Origin of the sequence: Massilia yuzhufengensis (assembly GCF_900112225.1) — a bacterium.
GTDB classification, from domain to species: domain Bacteria; phylum Pseudomonadota; class Gammaproteobacteria; order Burkholderiales; family Burkholderiaceae_D; genus Telluria; species Telluria yuzhufengensis.
In genome coordinates this window covers 97,636-116,566 of sequence record NZ_FOLD01000013.1, presented here as the reverse complement: position 1 = coordinate 116,566, position 18,931 = coordinate 97,636, and the positions used below count along the sequence as shown (strand labels likewise).

At 65.7% G+C, this 18,931-nt stretch carries 13 protein-coding genes; 12 read left to right on the top strand and 1 reads right to left on the bottom strand.

The features are described 5' to 3' along the window. Nucleotides 1-94: 94 nt before the first annotated feature. From BM031_RS12895 to BM031_RS12840, 12 genes are all read left to right on the top strand, one after another. Nucleotides 95-3,556 (top strand): response regulator, encoded by a 3,462-nt coding sequence (locus BM031_RS12895; RefSeq protein ID WP_091874976.1) that lies wholly within the window; start codon nucleotides 95-97, stop codon nucleotides 3,554-3,556. Between the two features lie 44 nt (nucleotides 3,557-3,600). Further along, on the top strand, nucleotides 3,601-4,392 hold the full coding sequence (locus BM031_RS12890; protein ID WP_091874996.1) for a CheR family methyltransferase: 792 nt from the start codon (nucleotides 3,601-3,603) through the stop codon (nucleotides 4,390-4,392). Then, complete coding sequence (locus BM031_RS12885) at nucleotides 4,389-4,994, top strand: chemotaxis protein CheB (protein ID WP_091874975.1); 606 nt, start codon at nucleotides 4,389-4,391, stop codon at nucleotides 4,992-4,994. The genes BM031_RS12890 and BM031_RS12885 overlap by 4 nt, the downstream gene beginning before the upstream one ends. After that, entirely contained in the window at nucleotides 4,991-6,205 is a 1,215-nt protein-coding gene (locus BM031_RS12880) for a hybrid sensor histidine kinase/response regulator (protein WP_091874974.1), read from the top strand. The genes BM031_RS12885 and BM031_RS12880 overlap by 4 nt, the downstream gene beginning before the upstream one ends. Nucleotides 6,206-6,471: 266 nt before the next feature. Then, nucleotides 6,472-7,035, top strand: a complete 564-nt coding sequence (gene ahpC, locus BM031_RS12875) for an alkyl hydroperoxide reductase subunit C (protein WP_091874973.1) — start codon at nucleotides 6,472-6,474, stop codon at nucleotides 7,033-7,035. Between the two features lie 85 nt (nucleotides 7,036-7,120). Continuing rightward, nucleotides 7,121-8,701: an alkyl hydroperoxide reductase subunit F gene (ahpF, locus tag BM031_RS12870; RefSeq protein WP_091874972.1), complete on the top strand. Its 1,581-nt coding sequence runs from the start codon at nucleotides 7,121-7,123 to the stop codon at nucleotides 8,699-8,701. 506 nt (nucleotides 8,702-9,207) lie between these two features. Continuing rightward, nucleotides 9,208-10,944: a RecQ family ATP-dependent DNA helicase gene (locus BM031_RS12865; RefSeq protein ID WP_091874995.1), complete on the top strand. Its 1,737-nt coding sequence runs from the start codon at nucleotides 9,208-9,210 to the stop codon at nucleotides 10,942-10,944. Between the two features lie 9 nt (nucleotides 10,945-10,953). Continuing rightward, nucleotides 10,954-12,018, top strand: a complete 1,065-nt coding sequence (locus BM031_RS12860) for a ligase-associated DNA damage response exonuclease (RefSeq protein WP_091874971.1) — start codon at nucleotides 10,954-10,956, stop codon at nucleotides 12,016-12,018. Continuing rightward, nucleotides 12,011-13,645 carry an ATP-dependent DNA ligase gene (locus tag BM031_RS12855; RefSeq protein WP_091874970.1) on the top strand — a complete coding sequence of 545 codons (1,635 nt, stop codon included), beginning with the start codon at nucleotides 12,011-12,013 and terminating at the stop codon, nucleotides 13,643-13,645. Before BM031_RS12860 ends, BM031_RS12855 begins: the two co-directional genes overlap by 8 nt. Continuing rightward, the gene (locus BM031_RS12850) at nucleotides 13,642-16,107 is read left to right on the top strand and encodes a ligase-associated DNA damage response DEXH box helicase (RefSeq protein ID WP_091874969.1); all 2,466 of its coding nucleotides are present in this window, start codon (nucleotides 13,642-13,644) and stop codon (nucleotides 16,105-16,107) included. Before BM031_RS12855 ends, BM031_RS12850 begins: the two co-directional genes overlap by 4 nt. After that, a complete protein-coding gene (gene pdeM, locus BM031_RS12845) occupies nucleotides 16,104-16,754 on the top strand; it encodes a ligase-associated DNA damage response endonuclease PdeM (protein ID WP_091874968.1) in 651 nt (216 codons plus the stop codon). Before BM031_RS12850 ends, pdeM begins: the two co-directional genes overlap by 4 nt. A gap of 69 nt (nucleotides 16,755-16,823) precedes the next feature. Then, nucleotides 16,824-17,912 (top strand): glycine zipper 2TM domain-containing protein, encoded by a 1,089-nt coding sequence (locus tag BM031_RS12840; RefSeq protein ID WP_091874967.1) that lies wholly within the window; start codon nucleotides 16,824-16,826, stop codon nucleotides 17,910-17,912. A 99-nt stretch (nucleotides 17,913-18,011) separates the two neighbouring features. On the opposite strand, the gene BM031_RS12835 is transcribed toward BM031_RS12840, so the two are convergent. Next, nucleotides 18,012-18,806, bottom strand: a complete 795-nt coding sequence (locus BM031_RS12835) for a Crp/Fnr family transcriptional regulator (RefSeq protein WP_091874966.1) — start codon at nucleotides 18,804-18,806, stop codon at nucleotides 18,012-18,014. Nucleotides 18,807-18,931 lie beyond the last annotated feature (125 nt).

The window sequence follows — 18,931 nt, the reverse complement described above, 5'->3', positions numbered from 1 at the left end:
CAATATATGTGGTGTTCCGGACACCCAATCGTGTGACCATAATCGAGGCCATGCGTTACACTTAGGATATTTTTTTCCTAACATTTGGTCACGCATGTCCGGCACATCCATCGATAATTCCCAGTTTCGCCGCATCCTGACCCGGAACGTCGCCTTGCCCCTGGCAATGAGCGTCGTGACGGCGATCGTCTTCGTCGGCATCATCGCCTACCTGATCAACGTCCTGAACTGGGTCGAGCACTCCGAGCGGGTGATCGGCAGCGCGCAGGAAGTGAGCAAGCTGTCGGCCGAAATGGAAACCGGCATGCGCGGCTACCTCATCGCCGACGACGAGGCCTTCCTGTCGCCCTACATGCTGGCCAAGCAGCGCATGCGCGATGGCCTGGACGACCTGGGCGACATGGTCAAGGACAATGCGGTGCAGACTGACCGGGTGCGCCGGATCCAGTCGGCCCAGACCCAGTGGGAGCAGTTCGCCAGCGAAATGATCGCGCTGCGCCGCGCCGACGGCGACGTGGTCGGCCCGGTGCGCGCCAGCCGCGGCAAGAACCTGACCGACGACATTCGCCGAACCTTCGAGCTGTTCCTCGACGCCGAGCGCCGCCTGCTGCAGGAGCGTAACGAGCAGGCCCGCCGCGTGACCACCTGGTCGGTCGCCAGCTTCCTGGTACTGAGCCTGCTGGTTGGTATCGGCCTGGCATTGTTCGGCCGGCGCCAGCTGGTGTCGCTGTCGAGCTCCTACCAGGAGACGCTGGACCAGGAAGCCGAACACAATACGCAGCTGCGCCACCAGGACTGGCTGCGCTCCGGCCAGACCGAACTGGCTGCGATCAGCACGGGCATCCATTCGCTCGAGCCGCTGGCCGATGCCGTGCTGCGCCAGCTTACCGGCTACCTGGACGGCGTGGTGGCGTCCATGTATTCGTATGGCGAGGACGGCGTGCTGCGCCGCATCGGCGCCTATGGCTTTGCCTACGACGCCGCCGACGACGCGCAAGTGCTGATGCCGGGCGACTCGCTGGCCAGCCGCGCCGCCGTGGAAAACCGCATCGTGGTCCTGAAGGACCTGCCGCCCGGTTACATCAAGGTGGCCTCCAGCCTGGGCGAGAGCGCGCCGCGCGAACTGCTGATCGCGCCGGTCCACAACCACGGCAAGATCAAGGGCGTGATCGAGATCGGCTTCCTGCACCCGGTGGCCGAGCGCGACCGCGAATTCATGGACCTGGTGGCGCCGGCCGTGGGCGCCTCGATCGCGGCGGTGCTGTACCGCCTGCGGCTGCAGCACGCGCTGGAAGAAACGCAAACCCTGAACGAAGAACTGCAGGTCCAGCAGGAAGAGCTGCGCACCGCCAACGAGGAACTGGAAGAGCAGTCGCGCGCACTGGAAGAATCGCAGACCGCGCTGGAAAACCAGCAATCCGAACTGCGCGCCACCAACGACCAGCTGGCCGAGCAGGCGCTCAACCTCGACATGAAGAATGCGGCCCTGACCGGCGCCCAGGACCAGCTGCGCCAGCGCGCGCTGGAGCTGGAGCGCGCCAGCCGCTACAAGTCCGAGTTCCTGGCCAATATGTCGCACGAGCTGCGCACGCCGCTCAACAGCTCGCTGATCCTGGCCAAGCTGCTGGCCGATAACACCACCGGCAACCTCAATGACGAGCAGGTGCGCTTTGCCCAGACCATCTACGGCGCCGGCAACGACCTGCTACACCTGATCAACGACATCCTCGACATCTCGAAGGTCGAAGCGGGCAAGCTGGAACTGGTGCCGGAAGACCTGCCGCTGCGCCGCGTGGTGGAAGGCATGGCGCGCACCTTCGAGCCGCTGGCGCGCCAGAAGTCGCTCGACTTCAGCGTGTCGATCGATCCAAACGTGCCGGCCACCATCGTCACCGACCGCCAGCGCCTCGAGCAGATCCTCAAGAACCTGCTGTCGAACGCGGTCAAGTTCACCGACAGCGGCGCAGTGCGCATGACGGTGTCGGTCACGCCGGAAGGCTGGGTGCAGTTCGGCGTGCGCGATTCCGGGATCGGCATCGCGCCCGAGCAGCAGGACAAGATCTTCGATGCCTTCCACCAGGCCGACGGCACCACCAGCCGCCGTTTCGGCGGCACCGGCCTGGGCCTGTCGATCTCGCGCGACCTGACCAACCTGCTGGGCGGCAGCCTGGGCGTGTCGAGCACCCCGGGCGAGGGCAGCCAGTTCACCCTGAGCCTGCCGCGCAGCGGCGCGGTATCCGCGTCGCCGCCGCCGGCGCCGAGCATGCCGGTCGCAATGCCGATGGCGGCGACCGCCGCGCCGGCCGCGGCCCCGGCGCACACCGAGCCGGCGGCCAGCTTCCCGGACGACCGCGACCTGCCGGCCGCGGGCACCCGCACCGTTCTGGTGATCGAGGACGAGCCGGAATTCGCACGCATCCTGTTCGACCTGGCGCACGAACTCGATTACCGCTGCCTGGTGGGCCTGAGCGCCGGCGAAGGCCTGGCGCTGGCCGCCAGCCAGAAGCCGGACGCGGTGCTGCTCGATATCCGGCTGCCGGACGGCTCCGGCCTGTCGGTGCTGCAGCAGCTCAAGGACAACCCATCGACCCGCCACATCCCGGTGCACATCGTCTCGAGCGTGGAAAACGGCGGCGAGGCCCTGCACCTGGGCGCGATCGGCTATGCGCTTAAACCCGCCTCGCGCGAGGACCTGGAAGAGGTATTCCGCAAGCTGCAGGAAAAATCGAGCCAGAAGATCAAGCGCGTGCTGCTGGTCGAGGACGACGAGCGCCAGCGCGAGAGCGTGGTGCGCCTTATCGCCGACGCGGACGTCGAGATCAATGCGGTCGGCACCGCCGGCGAAGCGCTGGCGCTGCTGCACCAGCAGATCTTCGATTGCATGATCATCGACCTCAAGCTGCCCGACATGCAGGGCAGGGAGCTGCTCGAGCGCATGTCGCATGAAGAACTGTGCTCGTTCCCGCCGGTGATCGTCTACACCGGCCGCAACCTGACGCGCGACGAAGAAGCCGAGCTGCTCAAGTATTCGCGCTCGATCATCATCAAGGGCGCGCGCTCGCCCGAGCGCCTGCTGGACGAAGTCACGCTGTTCCTGCACAAGGTCGAGAGCGAACTGTCGTCCGAGCGCCAGACCATGCTCAAGGCCGTGCGCGGGCGCGACCGCGTGTTCGAGGGCCGCACCATCCTGCTGGTGGACGACGACGTGCGCAACGTGTTCGCCCTGACCAGCGCGCTGGAGTCGCGCGGCGCGAAAGTGGAAGTGGGCCGCAACGGCTTCGAGGCGATCGCCAAGCTCGACGAGGTGGCCTCGATCGACCTGGTGCTGATGGACGTGATGATGCCGGGGATGGACGGACTGGAAGCAATGCGCCGCATCCGCGCCGACGGCCGCTTCGACCGCCTGCCCATGATCGCCATCACGGCCAAGGCTATGAAGGACGACCAGGAGCAGTGCCTGGCCGCCGGCGCCAACGATTACCTGGCCAAGCCGATCGACCTGGGCCGCCTGTACTCGCTGCTGCGGGTCTGGATGCCGACCCTGGAGCGCATTTGAATACGCTAGTCAACCAGCCGGACGACTTCGACATCGAGCTGAAAATGCTGGTCGAAGCGGTCTACCTGAAGTACAACTACGACTTCCGCGACTACACCGGCGCGTCGCAGAAGCGCCGCATCCTGGTGGCCATGCGCGAGATGGAATGCGAGACCGTCTCCGCGCTGCAGGAGAAGGTCATGCACGCGCCGGACGGCTTCGCCCAGCTGCTGCAGTTCCTGACGATTCCCGTGACCGAGATGTTCCGCGACCCCGAGTACTTCCTCGCGATCCGCGAACAGGTGGTGCCCTTCCTGAAGACCTACCCGTCGCTCAAGCTGTGGGTGGCCGGCTGCAGCACCGGCGAAGAGGTGTATTCGCTGGCCATCCTGCTGCAGGAAGAAGGTCTGCTCGAACGCAGCATCATCTACGCCACCGACATCAACCCGGCCTCGCTGGAAGCGGCGCGGCGCGGCGTGTTCGCGCTCGACCGCATGCGCCTGTACACCGAGAACTACCAGAAGGCCGGCGGCAAGCGCGCGTTTTCCGAGTACTACACGGCCGCCTACGACGGCGCGCTGTTCGACCGCGTGCTGGTCGAGAACGTGACCTTCGCCGACCACAGCCTGGCCACCGACAGCGTGTTCTCGGAGACCCATTTCGTCAGCTGCCGCAATGTGCTGATCTACTTCAACCGCAAGCTGCAGGACCGCGTGCTCGGCCTGTTCCACGAGTCGCTGTGCTACCGCGGCTTCCTGGGCCTGGGCAGCAAGGAGAGTATCGATTTCTCCAGCCATGCCGACCGTTTCGACGTACTGGCGCGGCGCGAGCGCATCTTCCGCAAGGGTGCGATGTGACGGCGCAGGACGACGTCAAGGAGGCGCTGCGCGGGCGCCACATCGAACTGGTCGTCATCGGCGGCTCGGCCGGCGGGGTCGATGCGCTGGTCGGGCTGCTGCCGGCGATTCCCCGCGGCTTCAGCGCGGCAGTGGTGTGCATCCTGCACGTGCCGGCCGACCGCGACAGCCGCCTGGCCGAGCTTTTCGACCAGCGCAGCGCGCTGCCGGTGCGCGAAGCGCGCGACAAGGAAGCCATCGAGGGCGGGGTGATCTACTTCGCCGGTTCGGGGTATCATCTGTCGGTCGAGCGCGAGCGCTGTTTTTCGCTGAGCTGCGAACCGCCCGTGCATTTCGCCCGCCCTGCGATCGATGTGCTGATGGAGTCCGCCGCCATCGCCTACGGTCCCGCACTGGCCGGCATCCTGCTGACCGGCGCCAACCACGATGGCGCCGACGGCATGTGCCGCATCCGCGAACGCGGCGGCCTGACCGTGGTGCAGGACCCTGAAGAGGCCCAGGCCAGCGCGATGCCCGGAGAAGCCATCCGCCGCTGTGCACCCCATCTCGTGCTCCCACTGTCCGGCATCCGGACACTGCTTCCCATGCTGGAGACCCAATGAGCGTCCAAGATCCAACCAAACTCCTCATCGTCGACGACCTGCCGGAAAACCTGCGTGCGCTCGACGCCCTGATCCGGGCCCCTGAGCGCCTCGTGTTCCAGGCATCGAGCGGCGACGAGGCGCTGGCGCTGATGCTCGAACACGAGTTCGCGCTCGCCATCCTCGACGTGCAGATGCCGGACATGGACGGCTTCGAGCTGGCCGAACTGATGCGCGGTACCGACCGCACCCGCAACATCCCGATCGTGTTCGTGTCGGCCGCCGGGCGCGAACTCAATTACGCCTTCAAGGGCTACGAGACCGGCGCGGTGGACTTCCTGTACAAGCCGCTCGACCCGGACGCGGTGCGCAGCAAGGCCAGCGTGTTCGTCACGCTCGACCAGCAGCGCCGCCAGATGCAGCGCCAGATGGCGGCGCTGGAGCGCAGCCGCCAGGAGCAGGAAACCCTGCTGCGCGAACTGAACCAGACCCAGGAAGAGCTGCAACGCTCGCTGCGCATGCGCGACGAATTCATGTCGCTGGTGGCGCACGAACTGCGCACGCCGCTCAATACCCTGTTCCTGGAAGCGCAGATGCGCAGCCTGCAGCTCAAGCGCGGCACGCTGGCCACCATCAATCCCGACCAGTTCGACGCCATGATCAAGCGCGACGAACGCCAGATCAAGGCCATGATCCGCCTGATCGACGACATGCTCGACGTCTCGCGCATGCGCAGCGGCCAGCTGTCGATCCGTCCGGCCCAGGTGGAACTGATCGACCTGCTCGAGCGCGTCGTCAGCGACCTGTCGCTGCAGGCCTCCAGCATGGGCACCACGCTGGCGCTGCGGCCGCACCATCCGGTGCAGGGCTGCTGGGACGAGTTCCGCATCGAGCAGGTGGTGGTCAACCTGCTCACCAATGCGCTGCGCTACGGCGGCGGCCAGCCGGTGGAGGTGAGCGTGCAGTACGCCGGCGACACGGTGCGCATCGACGTGCGCGACGAAGGCAAGGGCATCGCCCCGAGCGACCTGGATCGCATCTTCGAGCCCTATGAACGCGGCGCGCGCAACGGCGAGCCCAAGGGCCTCGGCCTGGGCCTGTACATCTCGCGCCAGCTGGCGGTGTCGCATGGGGGCGAGTTGCGCGTGACCAGCAAGCCGGGCGAGGGCTCGACCTTTACGCTGATCCTGCCGACTTGCGAGCAGACGGTCGGCGCTGCCACTACCGCCTGATTGATCCGATAGCGTAGGGTGGCCGGCTTGCCGGCCGCGCGTTCAAGCGGCTCATGATGATGTGAACGCGCGGTCGGCGGCGCCGACCACCCTACGTTGACTCACAGCGCGGGTTGCACCCCGCTGTCATTTCGTCCACACTGCACGGGCTGCGCCACTGATAGTCAAAATCAATCGGCAGTATCGTATCAATCAATTTCACAAAAGTCGACCAGAGCGGTACACTGGCGTCTATCAACTTCATCAACCCCGAAACAGGAGATTACATGTCCCTTATCAACACCCAGATCAAGCCGTTCAAAGCAACCGCTTTCAGCAACAACAAATTCATCGATCTGACCGAAGAGAACTTCAAGGGCACCTGGTCGGTCGTCATGTTCTACCCGGCTGACTTCACCTTCGTTTGCCCGACCGAACTGGAAGACCTGGCTGCGTTCCAGCCGGAATTCGAAAAGATGGGCGTGAAGGTGTACGGCGTGTCGACCGACAGCCACTTCGCCCACAAGGCATGGTTCGATACCTCGGAAGCCATCAAGAAAGTGAACTACCCGCTGATCGGCGACCCGACCGGCGTCCTGTCGCGCAATTTCGAAGTCATGATCGAAGAAGAAGGCATGGCACTGCGCGGTACCTTCGTGATCAATCCGGAAGGCCAGATCAAGGTCATGGAAGTGCACGACAACGGCATCGGCCGCGACGCATCGGAACTGATGCGCAAAGTGAAGGCAGCCCAGTACGTCGCTTCGCACCCAGGTGAAGTCTGCCCGGCCAAGTGGACCGAAGGCGCTGAAACCCTGACCCCGTCGCTGGACCTGGTCGGCAAGATCTAAGCACCTGCTTGAGTAGTACCCTGCCGGGCCGCCGCGGCGGCCCGGTGCATTTCTGCTCTCGTTAACACCAATTAAGGAAAATACCATGCTGGACGCAACCCTCAAGAAGCAATTGCAGGCCTATCTGGAAAAAGTGGTGCAGCCAATTGAGCTCGTTGCATCGCTGGATGATTCCCCCAAAGCACGTGAAATGGATGAGCTGCTGGCTGAAATTGCCGCGCTGAGCGACAAGATCACGGTGCGCCAGAGCGACGACGCCAACGAGCGCAAGCCTTCGTTCGCGATCCAGCGCGTGGGCACCGATATCGGCGTGCGTTTCGCCGGCCTCCCGCTGGGCCACGAATTCTCGTCGCTGGTGCTGGCGCTGCTGCAGGTGGGTGGCCACCCGATCAAGCTCGACGCGTCGGTCATCGAGCAGATCCGCAACCTGGAAGGCGATTACGTCTTCGAGACCTTCATTTCGCTGAGCTGCCATAACTGCCCTGAAGTGGTGCAGGCGCTCAATTCGATGTCGGTGATTAATCCACGCATCAAGGTCGTCGCCATCGACGGCGGCGTGTTCAAGAGCGAAGTCGAAGCGCGCCAGATCATGGCGGTACCGATGATGTTCCTGAACGGCCAGCACTTCGGCCAGGGCCGCACCAGCGTCGAAGAGATCCTCGCCAAGATCGACACCAAGGCCGGCGCCCGCAAGGCTGCCGAACTGAACACCAAAGACCCGTTCGACGTGCTGATCGTCGGCGGCGGCCCTGCAGGCGCGGCCGCGGCCATCTACGCCGCCCGCAAGGGCATCCGTACCGGCGTGCTGGCCGACCGCTTCGGCGGCCAGGTGCTGGACACGCTCGCCATCGAGAACTTTGTCTCGATGAAGGAAACCGACGGCCCGAAATTCGCCGTCGCCCTGGAAGAGCACGTCAAGCACTACGAAGTCGACATCATGAATACCCAGCGCGCCAACAAGCTGGTGCAGGGCAAGCTGATCGAGGTGCATACGGAAACCGGCGCTGTCCTCAAGAGCAAGACCGTGATCCTGGCCACCGGCGCCCGCTGGCGCGAAATCAACGTGCCGGGCGAGAAGGAATACCGCAACAAGGGCGTGGCGTACTGCCCGCACTGCGACGGCCCGCTGTTCAAGGGCAAGCGCGTGGCCGTGATCGGCGGCGGCAATTCGGGCGTCGAGGCGGCGATCGACCTGGCGGGCATCGTCAAGGAAGTGACCCTGATCGAATTCGGCGCCGAGCTGCGCGCCGACGCGGTCCTGCAGCGCAAGCTGAACTCGCTGAAGAACGTCACCGTCATCAAGTCGGCGCAGACCACCGAGGTGCACGGCGACGGCCAGATCGTCAACGGCCTGTCGTACAAGGACCGCAATACGAACCAGCTGCACCGGATCGACCTGGAAGGCGTGTTCGTGCAGATCGGCCTGGTGCCCAATGCCGAATGGCTCAAGGGCACGATGGAACTGTCGGCGCATGGCGAGATCGAAGTCGATGCGCGTGGGCAGACCTCGGTGCCGGGCGTGTTCGCGGCCGGGGACGTGACCACGGTGCCGTTCAAGCAGATCGTGATCGCGGTGGGCGAGGGGGCCAAGGCGTCGCTGGCGGCGTTTGACTACCTGATGCGGCAGCCGGTGGAAGAGGACGTTGTGGAAGCGAAGGCGGCTTGATGCAAAAACGCCATGTTCTCTGTTGAGACATGGCGTTTGTTTTTTGACTTGGGTACCGGCCTTCGCCGGTACGACGGTGCTACGAGCATCGATCAACACATGCGCTAAGCGTTAGCCCCGGCACGTCGTCCCGGCGCAGGCCAGGCCCCAATTTTGCGTGCAAATCAGTGAAACGCCACCAGCAACGCCCCGGTCAGCGCCTCGGTTTCCAGCAGCAGCCAGGTGGCCGCACTGGCCAGGGCCAGGTGGACTGCGGTCCAGGTCATTGGATGATGGCGTGCCATGATGAGACTCCCTGATCGATAGATGTGTCGTGATGATGGCTCCCATCTTAGGACGCCTTTCCGGCCTTAACCATAGTCAAAACCTCCGTGGAGTTGTAGGAATAAACCTTGTGACATTGTCACGGTGATTGTGAGTTACCGCAAAAAAGTTGACTTCCTACGGGCGAGGTAGGCTGCGTCCTATAGTGAGCGCGATGCCGGGGGCATACAGTGGTGCGCATCATGACCACATACGAACCCACCCTCCTGCACCGCGGCATGCTTGCCGTGCGCCGCAACACCATCCGTCGCCTGCTGCGCTCGACTTTCGGGATCGAGCAACTGCGCGACGGCCAGCAACGCGTGATCGACAGTGTCCTTGACGGCAAGGACACCCTGGCCATCATGCCAACCGGCGGCGGCAAGTCGCTGTGTTACCAGATTCCCGCCAAGATGCTTGTCGGGATCACCATCGTCGTCTCGCCCCTGATCTCGCTGATGAAAGACCAGCTCGAGAAGCTCGACGAGCTCGGCATCCGCTCGGTCCAGGTCAACAGCAGCCTGAATGCGGAAGAAGAAGCCGGCGCGCTCGAGGCGATCGCCAGCCAATCCTGCGAAATCGTGTTCTGCACGCCGGAACGCCTGGTCTCGCCCGAATTCATCGCGCTGCTGAAAACCGTCACGCTCGACATCGTCGTGATCGACGAAGCCCACTGCATCTCGCAGTGGGGCCACGATTTTCGCACCGCTTACATCGGCCTGGGCGCCGCCATCGACGCCCTCGGCAAGCCGCCGGTGCTGGCGCTCACGGCCACCGCCACCGACGAGGTCATCGCCGACATCGGCAAGCAGCTGGGCCGCAAGCTCAATGTGATCAATACCGGCATCTACCGCCCGAACCTGCACTACAGCGTGGTGCAGGTCACCAATGCCCAGGAAAAGCTGCAGCAGGCACTGAGGCTGGTGCAGCAGAACGAGGGCATCGGCATCGTCTACGCCGCCACCGTCAAGGTGGCCGAGGAAATGCTGGCCGTGCTGGAAGAAGCCGGCGAGTCGGTCACGATCTACCACGGCAAATTACCGTCCGCCGAGCGCAAGCATAACCAGGACATGTTCATGAGCGGCGAGCGCCGCGTCATGGTGGCCACCAATGCCTTCGGCATGGGCATCGACAAGAGCGATACGCGCTTTGTCATCCACCTGCAGATCCCGGCCAACCTCGAGTCCTATTACCAGGAGTCGGGCCGCGCCGGCCGTGACGGGCTGGACGCCCACTGCACCCTGCTGTTCCTGCAGGACGACAAGCGCATCCAGCAATTCTTCCTGGTCAAGCATTACCCGGCAGCGGCCGAGCTGCAGACTGTCTACACGGTCGCGCGCGAACTGGCGCAAGAAGGTCCGCTGAGCTGCGAGCGCCTGGAAAGCGCGCTGGAAGAGGCGGGCGAGGCCAAGCTCAAGGTCTGCCTGAAGCTGCTGAAGGACGGCAAGCTGCTGCGCCAGAACCGCAAGCTCGAGTTCGTGCCTTCGAGCAAGGAGCCTGAACCGGGAGTGTTCGAGAAATTAGCTGAGGTCTATGTTCAGAAGGCTGAACGGGACCGTGTGGCGCTCGATCAAATGGTAGGCTACGCAGTAAGCGGATTTTGCCGCTGGAAGCTGCTGCTGGACTATTTTGGCGACGAAGTTGACGGCTTCGAACACTGCTGCAAGTGCGATAACTGCCTGAATCCACCGGCATTGACGCTGCTTGACGACATCATCATCCGCGACGACGAGTTCGACCGCGAGCCGGCGCCGGCACCGAGCGGTCCGCACTTTGAAATCGGCGGGCGCGCCAGGTCGCCGAAGTTCGGCGAGGGCATCGTGGTGGCCGTCGCCGGCGACCAGGTAACCCTGGAGTTTCCCGGCCAGGAAGAGCCGCGCACCTTCCTGGCAGGTTTTCTCAAGCCGCTCAAGCCCGCCCAGGCGGCGCCGCAACAATGAAAGGAACGCATGGGAGACATGGTAGTCGTCCGCAAGGAGGGGCTGTATTGCGTACCCGGCCAGTTCTATATTGATCCCTGGCGCCCGGTGGACCGGGCCGTGATCACGCACGCCCATGGCGACCATGCGCGGGTCGGCCATGGCCATTACCTGTCCACGTCTGCCGGCGTGAACGTGCTGCGCTCGCGCCTTGGGCAAGACATCAACATCGACGGCATCGAATACGGCGCCACCGTGACCCACAACGGGGTCACCATCTCGCTGCACCCGGCCGGCCACGTGCTGGGGTCGGCCCAGGTGCGCATGGAGTGCGGCGGCGAAGTATGGGTGGCCTCGGGCGACTACAAGGTGGAACCGGATAAAACCTGCGCTCCCTTCGAGCCGGTGCGCTGCGACACCTTCATCACCGAATCCACTTTCGGGCTGCCGATCTACCGCTGGGAACCCGAGCAGCAGACCATCGACGAGATCAACGCCTGGTGGCGCCGCAATGCCGACGACGGGCGTTGCAGCGTGGTGTTCGCGTATTCCTTCGGCAAGGCCCAGCGCATCCTGTCGCGGCTCGATCCGAGCATTGGCCCGATCGTCTGCCATGGCGCGGTGGAGCCGCTCAACCGCGTCTACCGCGCCGGCGGCGTCGACCTGCCGGAAACCGTCATGGTCAGCGACATCGACAAGGCGGCGCTGCGGCGCGCCATCGTGATCGCGCCGCCCTCGGCCAGCGGCTCGCCCTGGATGAAGCGCTTCGGCGACTACAGCGATTCCTTCGCCAGCGGCTGGATGCTGCTGCGCGGCGCGCGGCGCCGGCGTGGCGTGGACCGCGGCTTCGTGCTGTCGGACCATGCCGACTGGCCCGGCCTGATGAGCGCCATCAAGGCTACCCAGGCCGAGCAGGTCATCGTCACCCATGGCTCGATTCCCACCATGGTGCGCTGGCTGTGCCAGAACGGGCTGGACGCCAAGGGCTTCGATACCGAATACGGCGACGAGGAAGAAGACGAGTCCACGCCGCCCGCAGGCGCCGCCGCGTCGAAGGCCGAGCCGGAGCCGCAAGCGGGAGCGCCCGATGCGTGAATTCGCCCGCCTCTACGCCGACCTCGACGAAACCACCTCCACCACCCGCAAGCTCGACGCCCTGCAGCAGTACTTCTCGCAGGCCGCACCGGAAAACGCGGCGTGGGCCGTGTACTTCCTCGCTGGCGGCAAGCCGCGCCAGGCGGTGCCGACCAAGCTGCTGCGCCAGTATGCGATCCAATACGCGGGACTGGACGAATGGCTGTTCGACGAGTCCTACCATGCGGTCGGCGACATGGCCGAGACCATCGCCCACATCCTGCCGCCGCCCAGCCGCCGCAGCGACCTCGGACTGGCGCAGTGGATGGAAGAGCGCATCGGCCCGCTGCGCGGCGCCGATCCGGGCACCATCCGCGAAGCGCTCTTTGCGGCCTGGGATGAACTGGACTGGCGCGAGCGTTTCCTGTTCGTGAAACTGATCGGCGGGGGCTTCCGGGTTGGCGTCTCGCGCCTGCTGGTCACGCGCGCGCTGGCGGCCATTGCGGCCGTGGACAGCAAGCTGATCGCCCAGCGCCTGATGGGCTGGACCGACAATTCGGTGCGGCCCACCGCCACCAGCTTCCTGCAGCTCATCGCCGAGCAGTCCGATGAAGAGCACAAGCTGCGCGGCGGCCAGCCCTATCCCTTCTTCCTGGCCCACCAGCTGCAGGGCGAACCGTCCGCCTTGGGCGAGATCAACGACTGGCAGGTGGAATGGAAGTACGACGGCATCCGCGCCCAGCTGGTGCGCCGCGGCGGCCAGAATTACCTGTGGTCGCGCGGCGAAGACCTGATCACCGAACGCTTCCCGGAGCTGGCGCGGGTCGTCATCCCGGAAGGCACGGTGCTCGATGGCGAAGTGCTGATCTGGCAGCCGGGCTGCGACGCGCCGGCGCCCTTCGCCGACCTGCAGAAGCGCATCGGCCGCAAGACCCTGAGCGCCAAGCTGCTGGGCGAACTGCCGGCGGTGCTGTGCTGCTACGACTTGCTGGAGTTCGGCGGCGTCGACCTGCGCGCGCTGCCCCAGCACGAGCGGCGCGCGCTGATGGAAACCGAAGTGGCCGCCGCCGCATCGCCCCAGCTGCGCGCATCGCCCGTGATCAAGGCTGACAGCTGGGATGCGCTGGCGGCGCTGCGCACGGAATCGCGCATGCGCGGGGTGGAAGGCATGATGCTCAAGGCGCGCAGCGCCCAGTACGGCGTGGGCCGCACCAAGGATGTCGGCACCTGGTGGAAATGGAAGGTCGACCCCTACACGGTGGACGCGGTGCTGATCTACGCCCAGGCCGGCAGCGGGCGCCGCGCCTCGCTCTATACCGACTATACCTTCGCCGTGTGGGATGGGGAAGGCGAGGAACGCAGGCTGGTGCCCTTCGCCAAAGCCTATTCCGGCCTGACCGACGCCGAGATCGCGCAGGTGGACAATGTGGTGCGCAAGACGACGATTGAAAAATTCGGGCCGGTGCGCTCCGTCAAACCGACCATGGTGTTCGAACTGGGCTTCGAGGGCATTGCGCTCTCTACCCGCCACAAGGCCGGGGTCGCGGTACGCTTCCCGCGCATTCTGCGGCGCCGCCAGGACAAGCCGGTGGACGAAGCCGACACCCTCGATACCCTGAAAGGCCTGCTGGCCGCTGCCGGTGCATGAGTAAAAAGAATCCCGTTACCGAACGCATCGACGCCTGGTTCGAAGCGCGTGGCTGGAAGGTCTTTCCCTTCCAGCGCAACGTGTGGAAGGCGGCCCTGAAGGGCGAGTCGGGCCTGCTGCATGCGAACACCGGCGCCGGCAAGACCTTCGCCGTGTGGTTCGCCGCCCTGCAGCGCGCCGGGCTCAAGTCCGGCCGCCATACGGCGGGCCTGCGCGTGCTGTGGATCACGCCGATGCGCGCGCTCGCCGCCGACACCCAGCGCGCGCTGGAAGAATCGGCCGCCCAGCTCATGCCGGAGTGGAAAATCGGCGCCCGCACCGGCGATACCGGTTCGGCCGAGCGCGCGCGCCAGACCAGGAGCATGCCGGCCACGCTGGTGACGACGCCCGAAAGCCTGTCGCTGATGCTCAGCCACGCGGCCGCCGCCGAACAGTTCAAGCACCTCGACATGATCGTCATCGACGAGTGGCATGAACTGATGGGCAGCAAGCGCGGGGTGCAGGTGCAGCTGGCGCTGGCGCGCCTGCGCCAGTGGCGCCCGGAACTGCTGGTGTGGGGCGTGTCGGCGACGATGGGCAACCTCGACCTGGCGCGCCAGGTACTGCTGGGCGGCGACGAGGGCGTGCTGGTCGAGGGCGACCTGCGCAAGCAGATCCAGGTCGACTGCCTGATCCCCGCCAACGTGGCGCGTTTTCCCTGGGGCGGCCACATGGGCCTGCAGATGCTGCAGCCGGTGATCGACGAGATCGAGCACTACAACGCCACCCTGGTGTTTACGAATACCCGCTCGCAGTCCGAGGTCTGGTACCAGAACATCCTGGAGGCGCGCCCCGACTGGGCCGGCGTGATCGCGCTGCACCACGGCTCGCTCGACCGCGAGGTGCGCGAGTGGGTCGAGATGGGCCTGAAGAAGGGCGAGCTGAAAGCCGTGATCTGCACCGCCAGCCTGGATTTGGGCGTGGACTTCCTGCCGGTCGAGCGCGTGCTGCAGGTGGGCAGCGCCAAGGGCATCGCGCGCCTGCTGCAGCGGGCCGGGCGCAGCGGCCACGCGCCAGGGCGGGTGTCGCGCGTGACCCTGGTGCCGACCAACAGCCTGGAACTGCTGGAAGCGGCCGGCGCCAAGAAGGCGGTGGCGGCGCGCCGCATCGAAGGGCGCTACGTGCCCAACAAACCCTTCGACGTGCTGGTGCAGCACCTGGTCACGGTGGCGTTGGGCGGCGGTTTCATCTCCGCCGAACTGTATGAGGAAGTCAGGCGCGCCTGGTCCTACCGCAAGCTGAACGAAGAAGAGTGGCAGTGGGCGCTCGATTTCGTCGCGCGCGGCGGCCAGAGCCTGACCGTGTATCCGGAATACCGGCGCGTGCTGCCGGACGAGGAGGGCGTGTACCGCGTGCCGGACAGCGCCATCGGGCGCCGCCACAGGATGGGCATCGGCACCATCGTGTCCGACTCGTCGATCTCGGTGAAGTACATGAGCGGGGGCCGCATCGGCAGCGTCGAGGAATCCTTCATCTCGCGCCTGAAGCCGGGCGACCACTTCCTGTTCGGCGGGCGCATCCTGGAATTCGTGCGGGTGCACGAGATGACCGCCTTCGTGAAGCGCGCCACCACCAACCGCGGCGCCATCGCGCGCTGGCAGGGCGCCAAGATGCCGATGTCGTCGGAACTGGCGCACGCCGCGCTGGAAGAGCTGCGCCTGGCGGCAGAAGGGCGCTTCGAAGGCCCGGAAATGCAGGCGCTGCACCCGCTCATCGAGATCCAGTGCCGCTGGTCGGCGCTGCCCACCAGCGAGACCCTGGTTTTGGAAAGCATGAAGAGCCGCGAAGGCTACCATTTGTTCGTGTACCCGTTCGCAGGACGTTCGGTGCACATGGGGCTGGCCTCGCTGTTCGCATTCCGGGTCGGGCGCATGCAGCCTTCGACCTTTTCGATTGCGATCAACGACTACGGCTTCGAGCTGCTCAGCCCCGAGCCGGTGGACTGGCCGCGCATCTTCGCCGGCGCGATGGGGAGCAAGGTGGACCTGTTCACCACCGAGTGCCTGCTGGAAGACGTGCTGGGCAGCCTGAACGCCACCCAGCTGTCGCAGCAGCGCTTCCGCGAAGTCGCGCGCATCGCCGGCCTGATCTTCCAGGGCTATCCGGGGCAGCCGAAATCGAACCGCCAGCTGCAGGCCTCGTCCTCGCTGTTCTTCGAGGTCTTCCGCAAACACGACGCGGGCAACCTGCTGCTCACGCAAGCGCAGCGCGAAGTGCTGGAACAGGAACTGGAACTGACGCGCCTGCGCGAGACGCTCGATGAATTGCACGGGCGCCGCGTGGCTTTCCGCGAAGTGCGGCGCGCCACGCCCTTCGGCTTCGCGCTGATGGTCGAGCGCTTCCGCGAGAAGGTCAGTACCGAGAAGCTGTCCGACCGCGTCGCGCGCATGGTGCGCGAACTTGAAAAGGCCGCCGCCGCATGACGGGGACCGCTGTCCGCATTGCCGGCGAATCGATGCTGCTGCTGCCCGAGAAGGCGGTGTACTGGCCGGCGGAGAAAATGCTGATCATCGCCGATATCCACTTCGGCAAGGCGGCCGCCTTCCGTTCCCTGGGCGTGCCGGTGCCGCGCGGGACCACCACCGAGAACCTCGCGGGCCTGGACGCCCTGGTCGATGCGCATGGGGCGCGCCACATCGTGTTCCTGGGCGACTTCCTGCACGCGCGCGCGGCCCACGCCAGCGCCACCCAGCAGGCGATGCTGGCCTGGCGCCAGCGGCGCCTCGACCTGGCCCTGACCCTCGTGCGCGGCAACCACGACCGCCACGCCGGCGACCCCGCCAGGGCGCTGTCCATTGCGCTGGTCGACGAGCCGCATGCGATCGGCCCGTTCGCGTTCTGCCACCATCCGGACCTGGACACGCCCGGCTACGCGCTGGCCGGCCACATCCATCCGGTGTATGTGCTGGCCACCCGTTTCGACGCATTGCGCCTGCCGTGCTTCGTGGTCGGGCGGGAGCGCATGATCCTGCCTTCCTTCGGCTCCTTCACCGGCGGCCATGCGATCCGGCCCGAGGCGGGCGACACCATCTACGTGACGTCGGGCGACGCCGTCCACTGCGTTCGTTAGCGTACTGACACCTGTTGTGCCGAAGCGTAAGTTGGTTGAGGACTAAATACCAATGACAAAGGAGAAGCCATGCACTTCCGCAAACTGTTGCAAGCCGTGTTCGCCACCGCCGTGGCGCTCGGCCCCGTCGCCCTGGGCGGCGCCGCCGTCCAGGCCCAGCAATACCAGAACAACCGCGCCTATGGCCCGGCCATCAGTGGATTCAACGTGGAAGAAGTGCGCCGCCTGGTGCCGGGCGTCGAGCTGCACTTCGACCTGTACGGCAGCCCCGGTGGCAGCGCCACCCTGCGCATCGATGGCGCCACCCGCAACCTGAACCTGACCGAAGTGGAACCGGGCCAGTACACCGGCACCTATACCATCGGCAGCCGCGACCGTATCCGCGCGGACAGCAGCGTCACCGCCAACCTGCGCCTGGGCAACCAGGTCGCGACCAACCTGCTGCGCGAGTCGCTGCTGCAGTCGAATGCGCCGCGCGGCGAACGTCGTGGCCAGCTGGCCGCGAACCTGGCGATCCAGCGTTTCGAGGTGGAGGCCAGCCCCGACCTGGGTCCAGGCAACGAGCTGCGCTTCACCGTATTCGCCACCCCTGGCGCCCGCGTCGAGCTGGCGATCACCGGCGCCCGCGGCGTATTCTTCCTGCCTGAAGTGCGCCCCGGCGAATACGACGCCGTCTACACCATCCGCAACGCGGACCGCATCAACCGCGACAGCCGCGTGACCGCCACCATCCGCGCCAACGGCCGTACCGCCACCTCGGTGCTGGGCCGTCCGCTGCTGGCGGCCACCCGCACCACCGAGCCGCGCCAGGCGCGCTACTGCACCAATTGCGCGACGGTGGAAGCGGTGAATGTGATCGAAGTGTCGGGTAATGGCAACTACCTGGGCACCGTGGGCGGCGCCGTGGTGGGCGGCCTGCTCGGCAACCAGATCGGTAGCGGCAGCGGCCGTACCGCCGCCTCGGTGGCCGGTGCGGTGGCGGGCGGCCTTGCCGGCCGCAATATCGAGCGCAACATGAAGCGCGGCGAGCGCTATGAGGTGGTGGTGCGGTATACCACCAGCGGCGCAACGCAGACCCTGCAGTTCGAGAACGATCCGGGCTTCCGCCAGGGTGACCGGGTGCGCGTGAACAATGGCGTGCTGGCGCGCGATCAATAACGATGTGCTGCGGTAGGGCGGTCGGCGAAGCCGACCACCCAACGCGACAAAGGCCGGCTTCCGTAGGGAAGCCGGCCTTTGCTATATGACGCGGAGGAATCAAGCCGTCGCCAGCACCTGGTCGTCCCCCGGCGCCTCGAGCTCGGCCTTCTGCTTGGCCCCGCCCTTGGTGCGCGAGCGCGAGGGTGGCAGGCGGCGCAGGGTCTTGAGCGATTCCGGGTCCTTGATGCCGATGGTGCGCTGGTCGACGGTGATGAGCCCGATTTCATTGAAAGCCGACAGCGTGCGGCTGACGGTTTCCAGCGTGAGGCCGAGGTAGCTGCCGATCTCGTGGCGGGTCATGCGCAGGTTGAACAGCTTGCTGGAGTAGCCCATCGCGGCGAAGCGGTCGGCCAGCGACACCAGGAAGCGGGCCACGCGCGCTTCGGCCGAGAGGGCGCCGAGCATGCCGATCATGGTTTGCTCGCGCACCAGTTCGCGGCTCATGACGCCGTACATCATGTTCTCGAGTTCGGCGTGCACGCGGCCCAGGGCCGTGAGCTTCTTGAACGGCAGCAGGATCAGGTCGCAGTCGGACAGGGCCACAGCTTCCGAGGCGTAGTGGCGGGTGTGGATGCCGTCCACGCCCAGCATGTCGCCTTTCATCGGGAAGCTCAGCACCTGCTCGTTGCCGAATTCGTCGATGAGCACGGTCTTGAGGAAACCCGAGTTGACGATGTACAGGGTGTCGAAAGCCTGGCCGATGGTGTGGACGCGCTGCCCGGTCTTGAATTGCACGTGCTGGAACAACAGTTCTTCCGAGGTCACCGAAACGCTCGCCGGGATGCGGAGCAGGTCGCAGACTTCCTTGAGATTGGACCAGAGGCGTCCCTGGCGCTGGCGGCCGGCTTCCATGGGGGAGTGCATGGTCGGCTGGGTGACATTGCGTTGTTCTGACGGTGGCTGGGACTGCATGCTCATCTCCAGGTGAAAGACTCGGGTTTCAGGCGGCGACCACAGGGGCGGAGCTGGCAACCGGC

Bases quoted from the DNA above. Each gene is read 5' to 3' on its own strand.
- BM031_RS12855 (WP_091874970.1), top strand. From the start codon at position 12,011: ATGCGTGAATTCGCCCGCCTCTACGCCGACCTCGACGAAACCACCTCC.
- BM031_RS12840 (WP_091874967.1), top strand. From the start codon at position 16,824: ATGCACTTCCGCAAACTGTTGCAAGCCGTGTTCGCCACCGCCGTGGCG.
- BM031_RS12880 (WP_091874974.1), top strand. From the start codon at position 4,991: ATGAGCGTCCAAGATCCAACCAAACTCCTCATCGTCGACGACCTGCCG.
- BM031_RS12890 (WP_091874996.1), top strand. From the start codon at position 3,601: ATGCTGGTCGAAGCGGTCTACCTGAAGTACAACTACGACTTCCGCGAC.
- ahpF (WP_091874972.1), top strand. From the start codon at position 7,121: ATGCTGGACGCAACCCTCAAGAAGCAATTGCAGGCCTATCTGGAAAAA.
- BM031_RS12895 (WP_091874976.1), top strand. From the start codon at position 95: ATGTCCGGCACATCCATCGATAATTCCCAGTTTCGCCGCATCCTGACC.
- ahpC (WP_091874973.1), top strand. From the start codon at position 6,472: ATGTCCCTTATCAACACCCAGATCAAGCCGTTCAAAGCAACCGCTTTC.
- BM031_RS12860 (WP_091874971.1), top strand. From the start codon at position 10,954: ATGGGAGACATGGTAGTCGTCCGCAAGGAGGGGCTGTATTGCGTACCC.
- BM031_RS12850 (WP_091874969.1), top strand. From the start codon at position 13,642: ATGAGTAAAAAGAATCCCGTTACCGAACGCATCGACGCCTGGTTCGAA.
- BM031_RS12835 (WP_091874966.1), bottom strand. From the start codon at position 18,806: ATGGAAGCCGGCCGCCAGCGCCAGGGACGCCTCTGGTCCAATCTCAAG.
- BM031_RS12865 (WP_091874995.1), top strand. From the start codon at position 9,208: ATGACCACATACGAACCCACCCTCCTGCACCGCGGCATGCTTGCCGTG.
- pdeM (WP_091874968.1), top strand. From the start codon at position 16,104: ATGACGGGGACCGCTGTCCGCATTGCCGGCGAATCGATGCTGCTGCTG.